At 71.8% G+C, this 16,620-nt stretch carries 19 protein-coding genes and 2 pseudogenes; 10 read left to right on the top strand and 11 right to left on the bottom strand.

All coding sequences use genetic code 11. The features are described 5' to 3' along the window. Positions 1-5: 5 nt before the first annotated feature. Genes ACIRVK_RS18845 through wecB form a run of 3 tightly spaced genes read right to left on the bottom strand, consistent with a single transcriptional unit; the run spans position 6 to position 1,473 of the window. Entirely contained in the window at positions 6-533 is a 528-nt protein-coding gene (locus ACIRVK_RS18845) for a hypothetical protein (protein ID WP_404248316.1), read from the bottom strand. Positions 534-559: 26 nt separating this feature from the next. Continuing rightward, positions 560-886, bottom strand: a complete 327-nt coding sequence (locus ACIRVK_RS18850; protein WP_404248318.1) for a UDP-N-acetylglucosamine 2-epimerase — start codon at positions 884-886, stop codon at positions 560-562. Further along, on the bottom strand, positions 832-1,473 hold the full coding sequence (gene wecB, locus ACIRVK_RS18855; protein ID WP_404248320.1) for a non-hydrolyzing UDP-N-acetylglucosamine 2-epimerase: 642 nt from the start codon (positions 1,471-1,473) through the stop codon (positions 832-834). Before wecB ends, ACIRVK_RS18850 begins: the two co-directional genes overlap by 55 nt. A 57-nt stretch (positions 1,474-1,530) precedes the next feature. On the opposite strand from wecB, the gene ACIRVK_RS18860 reads away from it, so the two are divergent. The 3 genes and pseudogenes from ACIRVK_RS18860 to ACIRVK_RS18870 form a co-directional block, all read left to right on the top strand. After that, on the top strand, positions 1,531-1,731 hold the full coding sequence (locus tag ACIRVK_RS18860) for a hypothetical protein (RefSeq protein ID WP_404248322.1): 201 nt from the start codon (positions 1,531-1,533) through the stop codon (positions 1,729-1,731). Positions 1,732-1,779: 48 nt separating this feature from the next. Continuing rightward, a pseudogene (locus ACIRVK_RS18865) lies at positions 1,780-2,130 on the top strand (glycoside hydrolase family 113); the annotation flags it as partial. 91 nt (positions 2,131-2,221) lie between these two features. Further along, positions 2,222-2,401: pseudogene (locus ACIRVK_RS18870) on the top strand (glycoside hydrolase family 113); the annotation flags it as partial. A 162-nt stretch (positions 2,402-2,563) separates the two neighbouring features. Here the strand turns inward: ACIRVK_RS18870 and ACIRVK_RS18875 are convergent. Continuing rightward, a complete protein-coding gene (locus tag ACIRVK_RS18875) occupies positions 2,564-3,475 on the bottom strand; it encodes a rhomboid family intramembrane serine protease (RefSeq protein ID WP_404248324.1) in 912 nt (303 codons plus the stop codon). Positions 3,476-3,571: 96 nt separating this feature from the next. Between ACIRVK_RS18875 and ACIRVK_RS18880 the strand changes: the two genes are divergently transcribed. Beyond that, entirely contained in the window at positions 3,572-4,297 is a 726-nt protein-coding gene (locus ACIRVK_RS18880) for a vWA domain-containing protein (protein WP_404248326.1), read from the top strand. Positions 4,298-4,366: 69 nt separating this feature from the next. Beyond that, positions 4,367-6,016 (top strand): cytochrome bc complex cytochrome b subunit, encoded by a 1,650-nt coding sequence (locus ACIRVK_RS18885; protein WP_404248328.1) that lies wholly within the window; start codon positions 4,367-4,369, stop codon positions 6,014-6,016. Here the strand turns inward: ACIRVK_RS18885 and ACIRVK_RS18890 are convergent. Continuing rightward, the gene (locus tag ACIRVK_RS18890; protein ID WP_404248330.1) at positions 5,988-6,953 is read right to left on the bottom strand and encodes an acyl-CoA dehydrogenase family protein; all 966 of its coding nucleotides are present in this window, start codon (positions 6,951-6,953) and stop codon (positions 5,988-5,990) included. The genes ACIRVK_RS18885 and ACIRVK_RS18890 overlap by 29 nt on opposite strands. Next, positions 6,953-8,092 carry an acyl-CoA dehydrogenase family protein gene (locus ACIRVK_RS18895; protein WP_404248333.1) on the bottom strand — a complete coding sequence of 380 codons (1,140 nt, stop codon included), beginning with the start codon at positions 8,090-8,092 and terminating at the stop codon, positions 6,953-6,955. Before ACIRVK_RS18895 ends, ACIRVK_RS18890 begins: the two co-directional genes overlap by 1 nt. Positions 8,093-8,142: 50 nt before the next feature. On the opposite strand from ACIRVK_RS18895, the gene ACIRVK_RS18900 reads away from it, so the two are divergent. From ACIRVK_RS18900 to ACIRVK_RS18910, 3 genes are read left to right on the top strand one after another with little or no spacing between them, the layout of a single operon-like run. Next, entirely contained in the window at positions 8,143-8,934 is a 792-nt protein-coding gene (locus ACIRVK_RS18900) for an SDR family oxidoreductase (protein WP_404248335.1), read from the top strand. Between the two features lie 15 nt (positions 8,935-8,949). Then, positions 8,950-9,561 (top strand): TetR/AcrR family transcriptional regulator, encoded by a 612-nt coding sequence (locus tag ACIRVK_RS18905; protein ID WP_404248337.1) that lies wholly within the window; start codon positions 8,950-8,952, stop codon positions 9,559-9,561. 23 nt (positions 9,562-9,584) lie between these two features. After that, positions 9,585-10,742 (top strand): acetyl-CoA C-acetyltransferase, encoded by a 1,158-nt coding sequence (locus tag ACIRVK_RS18910; protein ID WP_404248339.1) that lies wholly within the window; start codon positions 9,585-9,587, stop codon positions 10,740-10,742. A gap of 28 nt (positions 10,743-10,770) precedes the next feature. On the opposite strand, the gene ACIRVK_RS18915 is transcribed toward ACIRVK_RS18910, so the two are convergent. The 4 genes from ACIRVK_RS18915 to ACIRVK_RS18930 are packed head-to-tail and all read right to left on the bottom strand — an operon-like array spanning position 10,771 to position 14,175. Further along, positions 10,771-11,835: an NAD(P)H-dependent flavin oxidoreductase gene (locus ACIRVK_RS18915; protein WP_404248371.1), complete on the bottom strand. Its 1,065-nt coding sequence runs from the start codon at positions 11,833-11,835 to the stop codon at positions 10,771-10,773. After that, positions 11,835-12,590, bottom strand: coding sequence for a CoA-transferase subunit beta (locus tag ACIRVK_RS18920; protein WP_404248341.1), 756 nt, complete (start codon positions 12,588-12,590; stop codon positions 11,835-11,837). The genes ACIRVK_RS18915 and ACIRVK_RS18920 overlap by 1 nt, the downstream gene beginning before the upstream one ends. Further along, positions 12,587-13,423 carry a CoA transferase subunit A gene (locus ACIRVK_RS18925; protein ID WP_404248343.1) on the bottom strand — a complete coding sequence of 279 codons (837 nt, stop codon included), beginning with the start codon at positions 13,421-13,423 and terminating at the stop codon, positions 12,587-12,589. The genes ACIRVK_RS18920 and ACIRVK_RS18925 overlap by 4 nt, the downstream gene beginning before the upstream one ends. Before the next feature lie 2 nt (positions 13,424-13,425). Then, on the bottom strand, positions 13,426-14,175 hold the full coding sequence (locus tag ACIRVK_RS18930) for an enoyl-CoA hydratase family protein (protein ID WP_404248345.1): 750 nt from the start codon (positions 14,173-14,175) through the stop codon (positions 13,426-13,428). A 99-nt stretch (positions 14,176-14,274) separates the two neighbouring features. On the opposite strand from ACIRVK_RS18930, the gene ACIRVK_RS18935 reads away from it, so the two are divergent. Continuing rightward, a complete protein-coding gene (locus tag ACIRVK_RS18935; protein ID WP_404248347.1) occupies positions 14,275-15,021 on the top strand; it encodes an SDR family oxidoreductase in 747 nt (248 codons plus the stop codon). A 1-nt stretch (position 15,022) separates the two neighbouring features. Further along, entirely contained in the window at positions 15,023-15,928 is a 906-nt protein-coding gene (locus ACIRVK_RS18940; RefSeq protein ID WP_404248349.1) for an SDR family oxidoreductase, read from the top strand. A 185-nt stretch (positions 15,929-16,113) separates the two neighbouring features. Here ACIRVK_RS18940 and ACIRVK_RS18945 read toward each other — a convergent pair. Beyond that, positions 16,114-16,620 (bottom strand): transposase (locus ACIRVK_RS18945; RefSeq protein ID WP_404248351.1); only part of this gene is annotated, 507 nt, incomplete at its 5' end.

Here is a 16,620-nt window from a genome sequence, read left to right on the forward strand (position 1 = left end):
GAACCTCACCGGCGGCTTCTTCCCGACCGGCACCGACAGCACCGCACCGCGCTGCTCGACCCACACGTCGTACCAGTGACCCACGGGGTAGGGTGTCCGGCCCGTCGCCAGGAACCGCTGCCCGCCCGGATACGCGGGATCCCGCTTCCCCAGCTCCCAGCCGTTCGGCTTGAGGGTGACGTAGCGGAGTGCTCGGGGTCGCGGTACGCCCAGACCAGCCACGGCACCTCCCAGGGGTTCGGCCTGGGGGAGCGCAGCTGCCTCACCGTCAGCGTCCGGGCCTCGTACCGCACGTCCGCGTAGGAGGCGGTGCTCACGACCAGACCCGCGTGCGTCGTGCCGGGGTCCTCGGCGGCCATGGGGGAGAGGGAGAGCGACGCGTCGTCGCCGACGTTGCGGCCCATGCCGTGGAACACCGACCGCCAACGGCCGTGGGTCGTACCGTCGATCCAGGGCTTCGGCGGCGGTCCGTCGCCCTGGCACCGACTCAGGACGGCCGCGAGGAGCGCGGCCACGGTGAGCGCCGGCGCCACTCTGGTGACGGTACGACCCCTGCCCGTCATGTCGTCGAGTACGGCCCGGACGCCGTGAGCCACACCGGGACGTCGGCGGCGAAGTCCTCGGCCAGCTGGGCCAGGATCCGGGCCGCCGCCCTGCCGTCGCCGAACGGGTTCCCGGCGCTCGCCATCCTCCGGTACTCCGCCGGGTCGTCCAGCAGCCGTGTCGCCCAGCTCACCGGGGCCTCCGGGTCGGTGCCGATCAGCCGGGCCGCCCCGGCCTCCACGGCCTCGGACCGCTCGGTGGTGGTGCGCAGCACCAGCGCGGGTTTGCTCAGGCCCGGGGCCTCCTCCTGGATGCGCCGGAGTCGGTCAGGACGAAGTCGCACGCTTCGAGCGTGGCCGCGAAGTCGAGGTAGTCCAGCGGTTCGACGAGCGAGATGCCGGGGTGGCCGTCGAGTTCGGGCAGCAGCACGTCCCGGACGGCCGGGCTCTTGTGCAGCGGCAGCACGATCTCGACGTTCCCGCGCGCCGCGAGCCGGTGCAGCGCCCGTCCCATGCCGCGCATCCGCTCTCCCTGGTTCTCCCGGCGGTGCAGGGTGACCAGGAGGCGCCTGCCGCCGGTGCGGAACGCGGAGGTGCCGGTGCCCTCGGCGAGCACCCACAGCAGGTTGTCGATCACCGTGTTGCCGGTGGTGAACACCTGCTCCTCGGGCACGCCCTCACCGGTCAGATGCTGTGCCGCGCGGGCCGTCGGCGCGAAGTGCCAGCGGGTCATCCGGCTGATGAGGCAGCGGTTGAGCTCCTCGGGGAACGGGTTGTCCAGGACGCCGGTGCGCAGTCCGGCCTCGACGTGCGCGACCGGGATCTTCTCGTAGAAGGCGGCCAGTGCGCCGGCCAGCGCGGTCGTGGTGTCCCCCTGCACCACGACCAGGTCGGGGCGCTGGTCCCGCATGACCTCGCCGAGTTCGCGCACCAGGCGGGCGGTGAGGTCGCATCGCGTGCCCTGAGGAGGACCGTCGCCGCGGCCGCGGTGGCGGTCCTCCTCGCCGCGAGCGGCTGCACGACCCACCAGGCGGCCGAGGGCACCGACGACTCCGGCGCCGCAAGCCCCGAACGCTCCGGGAGTGCGACGATGCGCGGCATCACACTGCCCTCCTGGAACCGCACCGACTACGACAGCCCCGCCGCCGACCGCTATCTGCGCGGTATCCGGGCCACCGGCGCCCGCTGAGTCACCTTCACCCCGACCTGGTACCAGGACACCCGCGCCGACGACTCGCTGCACACCACCGAGGAGACCGCGAGCGACGCCGGTCTGCGCGACATCGTGCGCCGCGCCCACGCGGTGGGCCTCAAGGTGATGATCAAGCCGCACGTCGACCTGCCCGGCGACGAGGACCGCGCCGCCATCCGGCCCCGCGACCCCGACGCCTGGTTCGCCGCCTACCGGGCCTTCATCACCCACTGCGCCGACCTCGCCTCCGCCACCGGTGCCGAACAGTTCGCCGTGGGCACCGAACTCGCCGGTGTCTCGGGCGACCTCGCGCGCTGGCAGGGCGTCATCAAGGCGGTACGCGCCCGCTTCGACGGACCGCTCACCTACGCGGCCGACTACGACGAGTACCGGAGGATCCCCTTCTGGAAGGACCTCGACCTCATCGGCGTCGACGCCTACTGGCCACTGGCCGCGAAGCCCACCACCGACCCGGCACTCCTCAGCCGTGCCTGGGTCCCCCATCAGGAACGCCCTCGCCGCGTACGCCCGCGAGCACGACCGGCGCGTCCTGTTCACCGAGGCCGGTTACGTCAGCCAGCGCGGGGCCACCACCGCTCCGTACTCCTGGACGGTCGGTGAGGACCCCGCGCCCGACGAGCAGGCGGCCGCCTACCGGGCCCTGCTCGACTCCTTCACCGGCCGGCGCTGGTGGGCCGGCGCGTGCTGGTGGATGTGGGACGACTGGCCGGACAGTGGGGCGACCCCCGTGCGCCGGGCGTACACCTCGCACGGGAAGCCCGCGGAGCAGGTGCTGCGGGAGAAGTGGGGACGTGAGACCCCGGGTCGCTCAGACGGTCAGCTCCGCGACCCTCGCCATCGCCAGGATCACCAGCAGCGCCAGCAGGGCGACGCACGCGCCGGCCTGGACGAGGGTGCGGCGCTGGTCGCGGGGCGCGTAGGCGTACGCCAGGGTCACCACACCGCCGGCCAGCAGTCCGCCGAGGTGGCCCTGCCAGGAGGTGAGGCCGGCGGAGACCAGCAGCCACAGCAGCAGTCCCGCCATGAACCGGTTGACCTGGCTCATGTCGGCGCCCAGGCGGCGGGCCATGACGTAGTAGGCGGCTCCCAGCCCGAAGATCGCGCCGGACGCGCCGAGCGTCGGGGTGTCCGGCGCGATCAGCAGCACGAGCACCGAGCCGCCGAGCGCCGACAGCAGGTACAGGGTGACGTACCGGATCCGGCCGAGCTGGACCTCGACCACCCGGCCGATGTTCCACAGCGACACCATGTTCATCACGATGTGCAGGATCCCGAACATGCCGCCGGTGGGCGGCAGATGCAGGAACGCGCCGGTCAGCAGGCGGTACCACTCGCCGTCGACGACACCCTCCGGGTGGTAGGCGGACGGATACCCGGCCACCCACACGTAGTGCCCGCCGTCCGGCCCGGCCAGCCCCCGGCCCAGCATCTCGAACCGGTCCACGACCGACGGCCGCACCAACTCGCCCACGTACGCGAGCACGTTGAGCGCGACCAGGACGTACGTCACCACGGGTGCGGTGGTGATCCGGCCGCCGAACGCCGTGCCCGGCTGCCGCACCGACCGCGCGCCCTCCCGTACGCACTCCGCGCACTGGTGGCCGACGGACGCCTCCCGCATGCAGTCGGGGCAGATGTAGCGGTCGCAGCGGGTGCAGCGGACATGGGACTCCACCGCCGGATGGCGGTAGCAGGTGGTGACGGTGGACTCGGGTTCCACGCCGGCTCCTCGGAGGGGATGGGACGAAGGGTGAGCCGGTGGGGACGGCGGCGATCAAAATAACCAACCAGAGTGACAGATGGGAGAGTAGGGGCCATGGTTGCGATCAGTCTGCAGAAGGTCGAGGAGACCGCGCCGGCCCTGGTCAGCCTCTACAAGAGCGCGGGGGCGTCCCTCGAACGGCAGGGACTGGTCGGCCAGCGGGCCGCTGTCTATTTGGTCGTCGACCACTCCGGTTCCATGAGGCCCTACTACCGCGACGGCAGTGTGCAGGCCCTCGCCGATCGTGTCCTCGGTCTGTCGGCCCATCTCGACGACGACGGCGTGGTGCCGGTCTTCTTCTTCTCCACGGACATCGACGCCGTCGCCGACATCGGCCTCGGCGACCATCGTGGGCGCATCCAGCGCATCGCCGCCGGGCTCGGGCACATGGGCAGGACCAACTACCACCTGGCGATGGACGCGGTCATCGACCATCACCTCGACACCGGATCCGAGGACCCCGCTCTCGTGATCTTCCAGACCGACGGCGGGCCGACCAGCCGGCTCGCCGCCGAAAGGTACCTGTGCAAGGCGGCCAGGCTGCCGCTGTTCTGGCAGTTCATCGGCTTCGGGGACCCGAGCAGCCCGCAGTTCGACTTCCTGCGAGGGCTCGACGACCTTCCCGTGCCGCACAAGCGGGTGGTCGACAACGCCGGCTTCTTCCACGCGGGCGCCGACCCACGGCAGGTGTCGGACGCGGTCCTGTACGACCGGTTGCTGAGCGAGTTCCCGTCCTGGCTGGCGCAGGCACGCGCCCGGGGAATCCTGCGCTCGTCCTGATCGCACCGTTGGCCGGGCCGGGCGGTGCGTGCCACCCTGAGGTTGATCCGACGGGGAGGCGACGAACACATGGACGGCGCACGTGCGGAGAAAGACGGGGCTTCGGCCCGCAGGGAGCCCCCGGGCAAGGGCGAGAAGATCGCCGACTGGGCCGACGGCCGGCTCGGGATCTACGCGCTGGCCAAGGCCAACATGCGCAAGGTGTTCCCGGACCACTGGTCCTTCATGCTCGGCGAGATCTGCCTGTACAGCTTCATCATCCTGATCGTCACCGGCATCTACCTGACCCTGTTCTTCCAGCCCAGCGGGGTCGAGGTCGTCTACCACGGCTCCTACGTGCCGCTCAACGGCATCAGGATGACCAAGGCCTACGAGTCCACGCTGGACATCAGCTTCGACGTGCGCGGCGGACTGCTGATCCGGCAGATCCACCACTGGGCCGCGCTGGTCTTCGTCACGGGCATGCTGGTGCACATGATGCGGGTGTTCTTCACCGGTGCCTTCCGCAAGCCCCGCGAGGTCAACTGGCTGTTCGGCTGGACCCTGCTGATGCTCGGCATCATCACCGGCCTGACCGGCTACTCGCTCCCCGACGACCTGCTCTCCGGCACCGGTATCCGCTTCGCCGACGGCGCGATCCTGTCCATCCCGGTCGTCGGGACGTATCTGTCGATGTTCCTGTTCGGCGGGGAGTTCCCCGGCCACGACATCATCTCGAGGCTCTTCCCGGTGCACGTCCTGCTGCTGCCCGGGCTGATGCTGGGGCTGGTGGTCGCCCACCTGATCCTGGTCTTCTACCACAAGCACACGCAGTACCCCGGGCCCGGACGCGACCAGAAGACCGTGGTCGGCATGCCCTTCCTGCCCGTCTACATGGCCAAGGCAGGCGGGTTCTTCTTCCTGGTCTTCGGTGTGCTGGCGTTCATGGGCGGCGTCGCGAGCATCAACCCCGTCTGGGCCTTCGGCCCCTACCGGCCCGACCTGGTGACCACCGGTGCCCAGCCCGACTGGTACCTCGGCTTCTCCGAGGGACTGATCCGGGTGATGCCGGGATGGGAGATCAACGCCTGGGGCCACACCCTGGTCCTCGGTGTCCTGATCCCCTTCTCGCTCTTCCCGCTGATCCTTCTCGCGCTCGGCCTGTACCCGTTCGTCGAGGCGTGGATCACCGGCGACAGACGCGAGCACCACATCCTGGACCGGCCGCGCAACGCACCCGTGCGCACCGGCCTCGGCGTGGCCTGGCTCGCCCTGTACGTGGTGCTGCTGATCGGCGGCGGCAACGACATCGTGGCCACCCATCTGCACCTGTCCATCAACGCCATCACCTGGTTCGTGCGGATCGCCTTCTTCGTGGCACCGGTCGCCGCGTTCATCGTCACCAAACGGGTCTGCCTGGGCCTGCAGCGCCGGGACCGGGACAAGGTGCTGCACGGCAGGGAGACCGGCACCATCAAACGGCTGCCGAACGGCGAGTTCGTCGAGGTGCACGAACCCCTGGCGCAGGACCAGCTCTTCACCCTCACCCAGCACGAGCAGAACCCGCCCTACGAGATCGGCCCGCTCGTCGACGCCAACGGGGTGCGCCGGCCCGTCACCGTCTCCCAGCGGGTGCGCGCCCAGCTGGCCCGCGCGATGTTCGGACCCGACTCACGGATCGACAAACCGACGGTGGAGGAGTACCGGGAGCTCACCAGCGGCGACCACCACCACCACTGACCACCAGCGCCCGGCACTCCCGAGGCGTGCCCCACGCGGTCCGCAGCGCGCGCGCCTTGGTCAGCCACAGGGACAGGTCGTACTCCGCGGTGTACCCGATCGCCCCGTGCAGCTGCAGCGCGGTCCGGGCGGTCCGGTACGCCGCCTCGCACGCCGTGACCTTGGCGGCGGCCACGTCGGCGGGGTCCAGGGTGAGCGCGGCACCGAACAGAAGGGGCCGGGCGAACTCCAAGGCCACCTTCGCGTCGGCCAGTCGATGCTTCACCGCCTGGAAGGACCCGACGGGGACGCCGAACTGAGTGCGCCGCCCGACGTACGCGACGGTCCGGTCGAGGAGGGCGAGACCGACCCCGAGGGCCTGGGCTGCGGTCGCGAGACGGGCGTACGCGAGGGCCTGGGCGAGCGGTGGGTCCGGGGTGAGGAGTTCGCCGCCCGGTGCCAGGGGGGCGAGGCGGCGGGCGGGGTCGAGGGACGGGCGGAGAGGACCATGCCCGGGGGAGAGGCGCAGACCGTCCTGGGTCAGCGCGAGGTGGAGGTCCGCCGCATCGCCGTCCAGGGCGTACGCCCCTTCGTACGCCACCGTCGCCATGGTCTCGCCCGCGGCCAGCGAGGGCAGCAGCCGCTTCGCCGCCGGGTCCGCCCCGCTGAGCAGGACGGCCGCCGTGACCGTCTCGACCAGCGGACCCGGCACCGCGTGGCGTCCCAACTCGACGAAGGCGACGGCGAGTTCGACCGGCAGGGCACCCAGCCCCCCGTACTCCTCCGGTATCGCCAGCCCGAACACGCCCGCCCGGGCGAGGCGGCGCCACAGCGCGCGGCCGCTGTTCCGCTCGCCCCGGCTCCACTCCCGTACCACCGACGGTGTGTCCGCCGCCGTCAGCATCGCGTCCAGGGACTCCGCGAACGCCCGCTGCTCGGCATCCAGCAGAAAACGCATCAGCGGCGTCCCTTCGGCAGGCCCAGCAGGCGCTCGGCGATGATGTCGCGCTGGATCTCGTTGGTGCCCGCGTAGAGGGGACCGGCCAGGGAGAAGACGTAGGCCTCGGCCCACTCGGTGTCCCCCAACTCCCCCTCCTCGCCCAGGAGATCCAGCGCCGTCTCGTGCAGCGCGATGTCGAACTCCGACCAGAAGACCTTGTTCAGGCTGGACTCCGGGCCGATCAGGTCGCCGTCCAGGAAGCGGGAGGCGGCCGCGTAGGTGAAGAGCTGGTAGGCGCGTGCGCCGATCAGTGCGTCGGCCACGTCGTCGTGCGCGCGGGGCGGGCTTCCCCTCTCCTCCCACAGGGCGCGAAGTCTGGCGGCGGAGGCGAGGAAACGCCCGGGGGACCGCAGCATCAGCCCCCGTTCGTTCCCCGCCGTCGACATCGCGATGCGCCAGCCCTCGCCGGGCGTGCCGATCACGTCGCGGTCCGGCACGAACACCTCGTCCAGGAAGAGCTCCGCGAACGCCGGTTTCCCGTCGAGCCGGCCGATCGGGCGGACCGTGACACCCGGGGCGCGCAGGTCGAACATCAGGTAGGTCAGGCCCTGGTGGGGTTTCGGCGTGTCGGGGTCGCTGCGGAACAGGCCGAAGGCGCGGTCGGCGAAGGCGGCCCGCGACGACCAGGTCTTCTGGCCGGTCAGCAGCCAGCCGCCGTCCGTGCGTACGGCCCGTGATCTGAGGGAGGCCAGATCGGAACCCGCCTCGGGTTCGGACCACGCCTGCGCCCAGATCACCTCGCCTGTGGCCATGGACGGCAGCACCCGCGCCCGCTGCTCCTCGGTGCCGTGGTCGAAGAGGGTCGGCGCGAGCAGGCTGATCCCGTTCTGGCTCACCCGCCCCGGCGCGCCCGCCGCCCAGTACTCCTCCTCGAAGGCCAGCCACCGGATCAGCCCGGCGTCCCTCCCGCCGTACGCGGCCGGCCAGTTGACCACCGACCAGCGGTCCGCGGCCAGCTCCGCCTCCCACGCGCGGTGTGCCGCGAAGCCCTCCCCGGTCTCCAGGGACGGCAGCGGGTCGGCCGGCACATGCGCGGCGAGCCAGGCACGGGCGTCCGCGCGGAACGCCTCGTCGGCGCCCGAGTCGGTGAGGTCCACGGTCGTCGCCCTCCTTCCCTAACAAGTGTTTGGTAGATTAGCGTGGCCCTATGACAACGGTCGAGACTCCGGCGTACGTGCCCGGGCACGGGCTGCTGACCGGCCGCACCGCCGTCATCACCGCGGCGGCCGGCGCGGGCATCGGCGGCGCGACCGCGCGCCGCTTCCTGGAGGAGGGTGCACGCGTCCTGATCAGCGACGCGCACGGGCGGCGGCTGAAGGAGTACGAGGCGGAGCTGGCGGGGGAGTTCGGCGCACAGGCGGTGGCGGCCGCGGTGTGCGACGTGACCGACGAGGCACAGGTGCGGGCGCTGTTCGAGGCCGCCGTACGGGAGCACGGACGGGTGGACGTGGTCGTCAACAACGCCGGTCTGGGCGGCACCTCGCCCCTCGTCGACATGACCGACGAGCAGTGGTCGAGAGTGCTGGACGTGACGTTGAACGGCACCTTCCGGTGCACCCGGGCCGCTCTGCGGTTGCTGCGGGAGCAGGGGCTCGGCGGGGTCGTCGTCAACAACGCCTCCGTCGTCGGCTGGCGCGCCCAGGCCGGGCAGGCGCACTACGCCGCCGCCAAGGCCGGGGTCATGGCCCTGACCCGGTGCGCCGCGCTGGAGGCGGCCGAGTTCGGGGTGCGGGTCAACGCCGTGTCACCGAGCCTGGCCATGCACCCGCACCTGGTGAAGGTGACGACTCCCGAACTGCTGGAGGAACTGACCGCGCGCGAGGCCTTCGGCCGGTACGCCGAGCCCTGGGAGGTGGCCAACGTGATCGTGTTCCTGGCGTCCGACTACTCCTCGTACATGACCGGCGAGGTCGTCTCCGTCAGCAGTCAGCACCCCTAGGACCACAATGGACCCGTGCCGACCAAGAAGAAGCCCCAGGTGACCGCGGCGCCCGCCCGGCGCGCCGAACTCCTCGAGACCGCCGCCGAGGTCTTCGCCGAGCAGGGCTACAACGCCACCACCGTCCGCAAGATCGCCGATCACGCGGGCATGCTCGCGGGCAGCCTCTATTACCACTTCGACTCCAAGGAATCGATGCTGGAGGAGATCCTGCGCACCTTCCTCGACGAGCTGTGGAGCGGCTACGACGCCGTCCTGGACGCCGAGTCGGGGCCGCGCGAGACGCTCGAAGCACTGGTGACCGAGTCGTTCCGGGAGATCGACCGGCACCGCGCCGCCGTCGCGATCTACCAGAAGGAGAGCAAACAGCTGGTCGCGCAGGAACGGTTCGCGTTCCTCGCCGAGTCGCAGCGCAAGTTCGAGAAGGCGTGGCTGTCCACGCTGGAGCGCGGGGTCGCCGCCGGGGTCTTCCGCGCCGACCTCGACGTCCGCCTCACCTACCGGTTCGTGCGCGACACCGTGTGGGTGGCCGCGTCCTGGTACCGGCCCGGCGGACAGCACAGCCCGGAGGAGATCGCCCGGCAGTACCTGTCGATGGTGCTGGACGGGATCGCGGTACGCGAATAGCCCTTTCTGCTGAGGGAGTTGCCATGGCCGATGCCTACATCGTCGAAGCGGTCCGGACGCCCGTCGGGCGGCGCGGGGGAGGGCTGAGCCGAGTCCACCCGGCCGATCTGGGCGCGCACGTGCTGAAGGAGCTGGTGGCCCGCTCCGGGGTGGATCCGGCCGCCGTCGAGGACGTCGTCTTCGGCTGCCTGGACGCGGTGGGGCCGCAGGCCGGGGACATCGCGCGGACCTGCTGGCTGGCCGCCGGGCTGCCCGAAGAGGTGCCGGGCGTGACCATCGACCGGCAGTGCGGTTCCTCGCAGCAGGCCGTGCACTTCGCGGCGCAGGGCGTCCTGTCCGGCACGCAGGACCTGGTGGTCGCGGGCGGCGTGCAGAACATGTCGCAGATCCCGATCGCCTTCGCCACCCGGCAGGCCGCCGAGCCGCTGGGCTTCACCGCCGGACCCTTCGCGGGCAGCGAGGGCTGGCGAGCCCGGTACGGGGACCAGCCCGTCAACCAGTTCGTCGGCGCCGAGATGATCGCCGCGAAGTGGGGCATCAGCCGCGAGGACCAGGAGGAGTTCGCGCTGCGCTCGCACCGGCGGGCGCTGCGGGCGATCGACGAGGGCCGCTTCGAGCGGGAGATCACCGCCTACGGCGAGGTCGCCGTCGACGAGGGCCCGCGCCGGGACACCTCGCTGGAGAAGATGGCCGGGCTGAAGCCGGTCCTCGACGGCGGCACCATCACCGCCGCCTGCTCCTCGCAGGTCTCCGACGGCGCGGCGGCGATGCTGCTCGCCTCCGAGCGGGCGGTGCGCGAACACGGCCTCACGCCCCGCGCGCGGGTGCACCACCTCTCCGTACGCGGCGAGGACCCCATCCGCATGCTCTCCGCCCCCATCCCGGCCACCGCCCACGCCTTGAAGAAGACCGGCCTGACCATCGACGCCATCGACCTCGTCGAGATCAACGAGGCGTTCGCGCCGGTCGTGCTGGCCTGGCTGAAGGAGACCGGAGCCGATCCGGACAAGGTCAACGTCAACGGCGGCGCGATCGCCCTCGGTCACCCCCTCGGCGCGACCGGCGTCAAGCTCATGACCACCCTGCTGCACGAACTGGAGCGCACCGGCGGACGTTTCGGCCTGCAGACGATGTGCGAGGGCGGTGGCCAGGCCAACGTGACGATCATCGAACGGGTCTGAGCCGTACGGCGGCCGGAGGCGGGAGCGGTCATGTGCGCATCGCGGCACCGCCTCGGGCCAACTCGCCGATGATGCCATCCGCCTGAGCCATCACCCCCGCCACCAGCTGCGCGCACGAGGGCAGGTCCTCGATCACGCCGGCGACCTGCCCGGACGCCATCACCCCGAGATCCGTCCGGCCGTCCACCATCGCCGACCTCAGCAGCATCGGCGTGTTCGCCGCGAGCAGCACCTGACTCCAGGACAGGTCCTTGCCGTGCTTCATGGCGAGCCCGTCGCGCACCAGTTGCCGCCAGGTGAGCCCGGACAGCCGACGGAAGCCGGCCGCGCGGCGCAGGGCCCGCGCCAGGGACAGGGCGCGGCCGGAGTTCTCCAGGGAGTCCACCAGCTCCGTGCGCAGCATCCGGTGCGGCAGCCCGTCCACCGCCCGGGTCACGGTGACGTCCTTGACCGCCGCCGCCAGATACCGTGCCTTCACCGCGTCCGGCACCGTCGAGTCGGAGGTGAGCAGGAACCGTGTGCCCATCGCGATCCCCGCCGCCCCGTACGCCAGCGCCGCGACCAGTCCCCGCCCGTCGAAGAAGCCGCCCGCCGCCACCACGGGTATCCGCACCGCGTCCACCACCTGCGGCAGCAGCACCGTCGTCGCCACCTCGCCGGTGTGGCCGCCGCCCTCGCCGCCCTGCACGATCACGGCGTCCGCGCCCCAGGCCGCGACCTTCTCCGCGTGCCGCCGCGCACCCACGGACGGCATCACGACCACGCCCGCCCGCTTCAGCTCGGCGATCAGCTCGGGGGAGGGGGCGAGCGCGAAGGACGCGACCCGGACGCCCTCCTCGATCATGATGCGTACCCGGTCACCGGCGTCCGCCGCATCCGCCCGCAGGTTCACCCCGAACGGCGCGTCGGTGCGGGACTTGACCTCCCGTATCGCCTCGCGCAGCCGGTCGGTCGTCATCGTCGCGGAGGCCAGGATGCCGAGCGCGCCCGCGTTCGCCGTAGCGGAGACCAGACGGGGGCCGGCCACCCAGCCCATGCCGGTCTGCACGATCGGGTGCCGGACGCCGACGAGGCGGGTCAGCGCGGTCTCCATCACGAACCGACCTCCCTGGCACGGGCGTTGCCCGGATCGAGCACCTCGCGGATCAGGCGCAGCTCGTCGGCGGTGGGCTCGCGGGTCACCGGGACCGGGTCCGGGACGGTCAGGTCGAAGGCGGTGGCCTCCCGCACCTCTTCCACCGTGACACCCGGGTGCAGGGAGGCCAGGCGCATCGAGTGGTCCGGGGTCTCGAAGTCGAAGACGCCGAGGTCGGAGACGACCCGCGGGATGCGGTGGTAACGGGCCGCTTCCGGGTGGGCGGCCACGCGGTCGTAGCCCACCCCGCAGACCATGTCGACCTTCGCCACGAAGACCCGACGGGAGTGCTTCGGCACCCAGTAACTCGTCGGGTTGTTCAGGGTGTTGACCGGAGCCCCCCGCACCCCGAGCAACTGCCGCTTCGGCCGCTCCCAGTCGCCGATGCATGAGATGTTCTGGTTGCCGAACCGGTCGATCTGGCTCGCGCCCATCATCACGTGCCGCCGCCCGCCGGTGACGAAGGCCAGGTGCTGACGGTAGGGCAGCCAGCCCTCGACCGTGCCGTCCGGGCGGACCAGCATCGCCTCGCCGTCGGTCAGCAGCAGGTCCGGTGAGAAGGTGAGCCGGGCGAGCCGGGCGCCGACGGAGGGGATCAGCCCCATCGGACTGGCGAGCACCTCGCCGTCGCCCCGCCAGGCCTCGGCGCAGGCGATCACGCAGTACTCGGCGCGGGTGGGTGCGAGAGCCGGCGCCCGGGTGACCCCCGTCATGACTCCTCCCGCACGGCCGCCTGGTACGCCTGCTCGTCCCCGACCAGGAACCCGGCCGCGAACTCCGGCCAGGGCGTGGTCGCGTACCTCTTCTGAAAGGCCTCGTCCCGGCCGTAGTCGGGCGCGCAGGACGTGAAGTGCGCGCCGTTCGGGGCCTCCACGACACCCGTCACCGTGTGCCGCTTGACCAGCAGCGACTGCGGCGCCGCCTCCTTCGTCAGCTCCGCCGTGTCCACGATCCGTTCGCACGACACATAGGCCGCGTCGGCCGCCTCGCAGAACAGGTCGTCGAAGTAAGGGTCCGGGCCCAGGTACTGCCCGTTGCCCAGCCGGTCGGCACGCCCCACGTGCACCAGGGCCGCGTCCATCCTGAGGGCCGGCATCGCCACGAACGTCTCCCGGTCCCCGTACGGCGAAGTGACCGTCCGCAGATGCGGGTTGACCCGCATCACGTCCGAGCCGATCCCGGCCCGCACCGGCAGGAACGGCAGCCGGTTCGCCGCCGCGCGCAGCCCCCACAGGAACATCGCCTCGTCGATCTCCATCAGCTCGAAGGCCCCGCGCTCCCGTGCCGCCCGGTAGTGCGGTTCCAGCGGGATCGAGTCGAGGGTCACGAAGGCCGCGACCAGTTTCCGGATCCGCCCGGCCGCCGCCAGCATCCCCACGTCCGGGCCGCCGTACGAGACCACCGTCAGGTCCGTGACGTCCGACCGCAGCAACGCTCTGACCAGGGCCATCGGCTTGCGGCGGGAGCCCCAGCCGCCGATGCCGAGCGTCATGCCGCTCTCCAGGCGGGAGACCACCTCCTCGGCGGTCATCGTCTTGTCGGCCACGCCTACGCGCCCTCCCTGTCCTTGCCGAAGGTGTCCCGGACCCGGTCGGCGACCCCGACCACGCTCGCCTCGTAGGTGAAGCCCTGCTCGAAGCGGTAGCTGCGACGCACGTCCACCGGGTCGATGCCGTTGATGGCGGCCTTGGCCAGGCGCAGCAGCTCACCGTCCTTGGCGGCGATGTCACGCGCCAACCCCAGCGCCACGCCGTGCAGTTCCTCGCGGGGCACCACCCGCCACACCGAGCCGTGGGAGTGCAGCTCCCGCGCGGTGACCGTCTGCGCGGTGTAGTACAGGGCGCGCATCCGGTGCTGCGGGACCAGCCGGGCCAGATGGGTGGCCGCGCCCAGGGCGCCCCGGTCCAGCTCCGGCAGCCCGAAGACGGCGTCCTCGCTCGCCACGATCACATCCGCGTTCCCCACCAGACCGATGCCGCCGCCCAGGCAGAAACCGTGCACCGCCGCCACCACCGGCACCTCGCACTCGTACACCGCCGCGAACGCCTCGAAGCAGCCCCGGTTCGCGCCGACCAGCGCACTCGAGCCCCGCGCCTGTATCTCCTTGATGTCCACACCCGCGTTGAACCCGCGCCCCTCCGCGGCCAGCACGACACACCGCACCTCAGGGTCGCGGCCGGCGGTGCGCAGCGCGTCGGCCAGCTCGAACCAGCCCCGCACCGGCAGCGCGTTCACCGGGGGGAAGTCGACGGTGAGGACACGGATCCCCTTTTCCGGGGCCGAGGTGGAGACACCCATGGGCGCATCAGCTACCTTTCCAACCAACGCCTTTCCACCAAACATTTGTTAGGTGTGAGGCTTCGAAGCTAGCAGCCCACGGATCGGAGCGGGAGGCCTGTGGACAACTCCCTGCGTGGCAGCACCGTCGTCGTCACGGGCGGCACCCGGGGCGTGGGGGCCGGGATCGCGAAGGCCTTCGCCCAGGCCGGGGCGCGGGTCGTCGCCTGCGCGCGCCACCCGCCCGAAGTGCCACTCGACGGCGTGGAGTTCAGCCCCCTGGACCTGCGGGACCCACCCGCCGTCCGCGCCTTCTTCGCCGCCCTGCCCCGCCTCGACGTCCTCGTCAACAACGCGGGCGGCACCCCCTACCGGCGACTGGCCGACGCGGACGCCGAGCGCCACGCACGGGTCGTCGAGCTGAACCTGCTCGCCCCGCTCACGGCCTCCCTCGCCGCCTACGAGCAGCTGCGGCGGGCCCGGGGAGCCGTCGTGATGATCGGCAGCGTCAGCGGCAGCCGGCCCTCACCCGGCTCGGCGGCGTACGGGGCGGCCAAGGCCGGCCTGGACCACCTCGCCCGCTCGATGGCCGTGGAGTGGGCGCCGGAGGTTCGGGTCAACACCCTCGTCGTCGGCATGGTCCGCACCGAACTCGCCCATGTGCATTACGGCGGCGAGGAGGGCGTCGAGGCGGTCTCCCGCACGGTGCCGCTGGGCCGCCTGGCCACCCCGGCCGACGTGGGCGCCGCGGCCGTCTTCCTCGCCTCCGACGCGGCCGCCTACATCAGCGGGGCGAGCCTGCTGGTGCACGGGGGCGGGGAGCGGCCGGCGTTCCTCGACGCGGCGACTGCCAACAAGGAGACCTGAGATGAGCGGAATCTGCGACGGACGGGTCGTCGTCGTCACCGGCGCGGGCAGGGGCCTCGGGCGGGCCCACGCGCTCGCGTTCGCGGCGGAGGGCGCCCGGGTCGTGGTCAACGACCTGGGCGTGGGACTGGACGGCACGCCAGGCACCGACAGCCCGGCCCGGCAGGTCGTCGAGGAGATCCGGACGGCTGGCGGCGAGGCGGTCGCCCACGGCGGCGACATCGCGACCACCGCAGGAGCCGCCTCGCTCATCGCGGCGGCCCTCCAGACGTACGGCCGGCTCGACACGCTCGTCAACAACGCCGGCTTCCTGCGCGACCGGATGCTGGTCAACCTCGACGAGGACGACTGGGACGCCGTCCTGCGCGTCCACCTCAAGGGCCACTTCCTGCCCCTCAAGCACGCCGCCGCCCACTGGCGGGCCGAGGCGAAGGCGGGCCGCACGCCACGCGCCCGGATCGTCAACACCAGCAGCGGCGCCGGGCTCCTCGGCTCCGTCGGACAGGGCAACTACAGCGCCGCGAAGGCCGGCATCGTCGGGCTGACCCTGGTCGCGGCGGCCGAACTCGCCCGCTACGGCGTCCAGGTCAACGCGATCGCACCCGCCGCCCGCACCCGCATGACGGAACGGACGTTCGCCGCGACCATGGCGGCCCCGGACAGCGGCTTCGACGCCATGGCCCCGGAGAACGTCTCCCCCCTCGTCGTCTGGCTCGGTTCCACGGCGAGCGAGGGCGTGAGCGGCCGGGTCTTCGAGGCGGAGGCCGGCCGGATCACCGTCATGGAGGGCTGGCGACCGGGGCCCAGCGCCGACAAGGGCGCCCGCTGGAGCCCGGCCGAGGCGGGAGAGACGACGCTGAAGCTGCTGGGGCAGGCCGAGGAGCCGGGGGCGGCCTACGGCGCCTAGTGCCGCGGCAGGCAACGGCCGCCCCGTCGCGACGCCCGGCACGCCCTCTCGCCGCACCGGCCGAAACCCCCAGTACGTCCGGTCCATCAACGGGGCATTCCGTCCGGCACGCCGAGAGGACGCCCCGGACGCCGCTCCTTACCGGGCGAACGTTGCTTGCCGCGGCACTAGTAGCTTGTTGCGGCTTATTTTCGCTGTGTGGTTGGGTAGAGGTGGCGTAGTTTCACGCGTGCGTCGTCGGTGGTGAAGTGCCAGTGGACTTGGCGCTGGTTGCTGTTGGTGTGCTGCTGCCAGGCGGCGAGTTCGGTGTTGAGCATGGTGAGGTCGTCGATGCGGCGGTCCAGGCACTGGCGGGTGAGGGCGGAGAGCTCGATCTCGGCGATGTTGAGCCAGGACCCGTGTTTGGGGGTGTGGTGGATCTCCAGGCGCTGGGCCAGCGCGAAGGCCTTTGCCGGGTCGAACGCCTCGTAGAGCGAGGCGGTGGTGTGGGTGTTGAGGTTGTCCATCACCAGCACGACCGTGGCGGCGTCGGGATAGTCCACGCTCAGCAGGTGCTCGACCTGGTGCGCCCAGTCGACCCTGGTCCGCCGGGACTGCGCGTCCACGCGCCGCCATCCGCGCAGCGGCTCGACCCAGCAGAAGATCGAGCAGGTCCCCGAGCGGACGTACTCGTTGTCCTCGCGCCGGTCACG

Source organism: Streptomyces sp. NPDC101152, assembly GCF_044768275.1.
Classification (GTDB): Bacteria; Actinomycetota; Actinomycetes; order Streptomycetales; family Streptomycetaceae; genus Streptomyces.

Coding starts and splice junctions, on each gene's coding strand:
- ACIRVK_RS18880 (WP_404248326.1), top strand. CDS start 3,572: ATGGTTGCGATCAGTCTGCAGAAGGTCGAGGAGACCGCGCCGGCCCTG.
- ACIRVK_RS18885 (WP_404248328.1), top strand. CDS start 4,367: ATGGACGGCGCACGTGCGGAGAAAGACGGGGCTTCGGCCCGCAGGGAG.
- ACIRVK_RS18890 (WP_404248330.1), bottom strand. CDS start 6,953: ATGCGTTTTCTGCTGGATGCCGAGCAGCGGGCGTTCGCGGAGTCCCTG.
- ACIRVK_RS18900 (WP_404248335.1), top strand. CDS start 8,143: ATGACAACGGTCGAGACTCCGGCGTACGTGCCCGGGCACGGGCTGCTG.
- ACIRVK_RS18910 (WP_404248339.1), top strand. CDS start 9,585: ATGGCCGATGCCTACATCGTCGAAGCGGTCCGGACGCCCGTCGGGCGG.
- ACIRVK_RS18915 (WP_404248371.1), bottom strand. CDS start 11,835: ATGGAGACCGCGCTGACCCGCCTCGTCGGCGTCCGGCACCCGATCGTG.
- ACIRVK_RS18920 (WP_404248341.1), bottom strand. CDS start 12,590: ATGACGGGGGTCACCCGGGCGCCGGCTCTCGCACCCACCCGCGCCGAG.
- ACIRVK_RS18930 (WP_404248345.1), bottom strand. CDS start 14,175: ATGGGTGTCTCCACCTCGGCCCCGGAAAAGGGGATCCGTGTCCTCACC.
- ACIRVK_RS18940 (WP_404248349.1), top strand. CDS start 15,023: ATGAGCGGAATCTGCGACGGACGGGTCGTCGTCGTCACCGGCGCGGGC.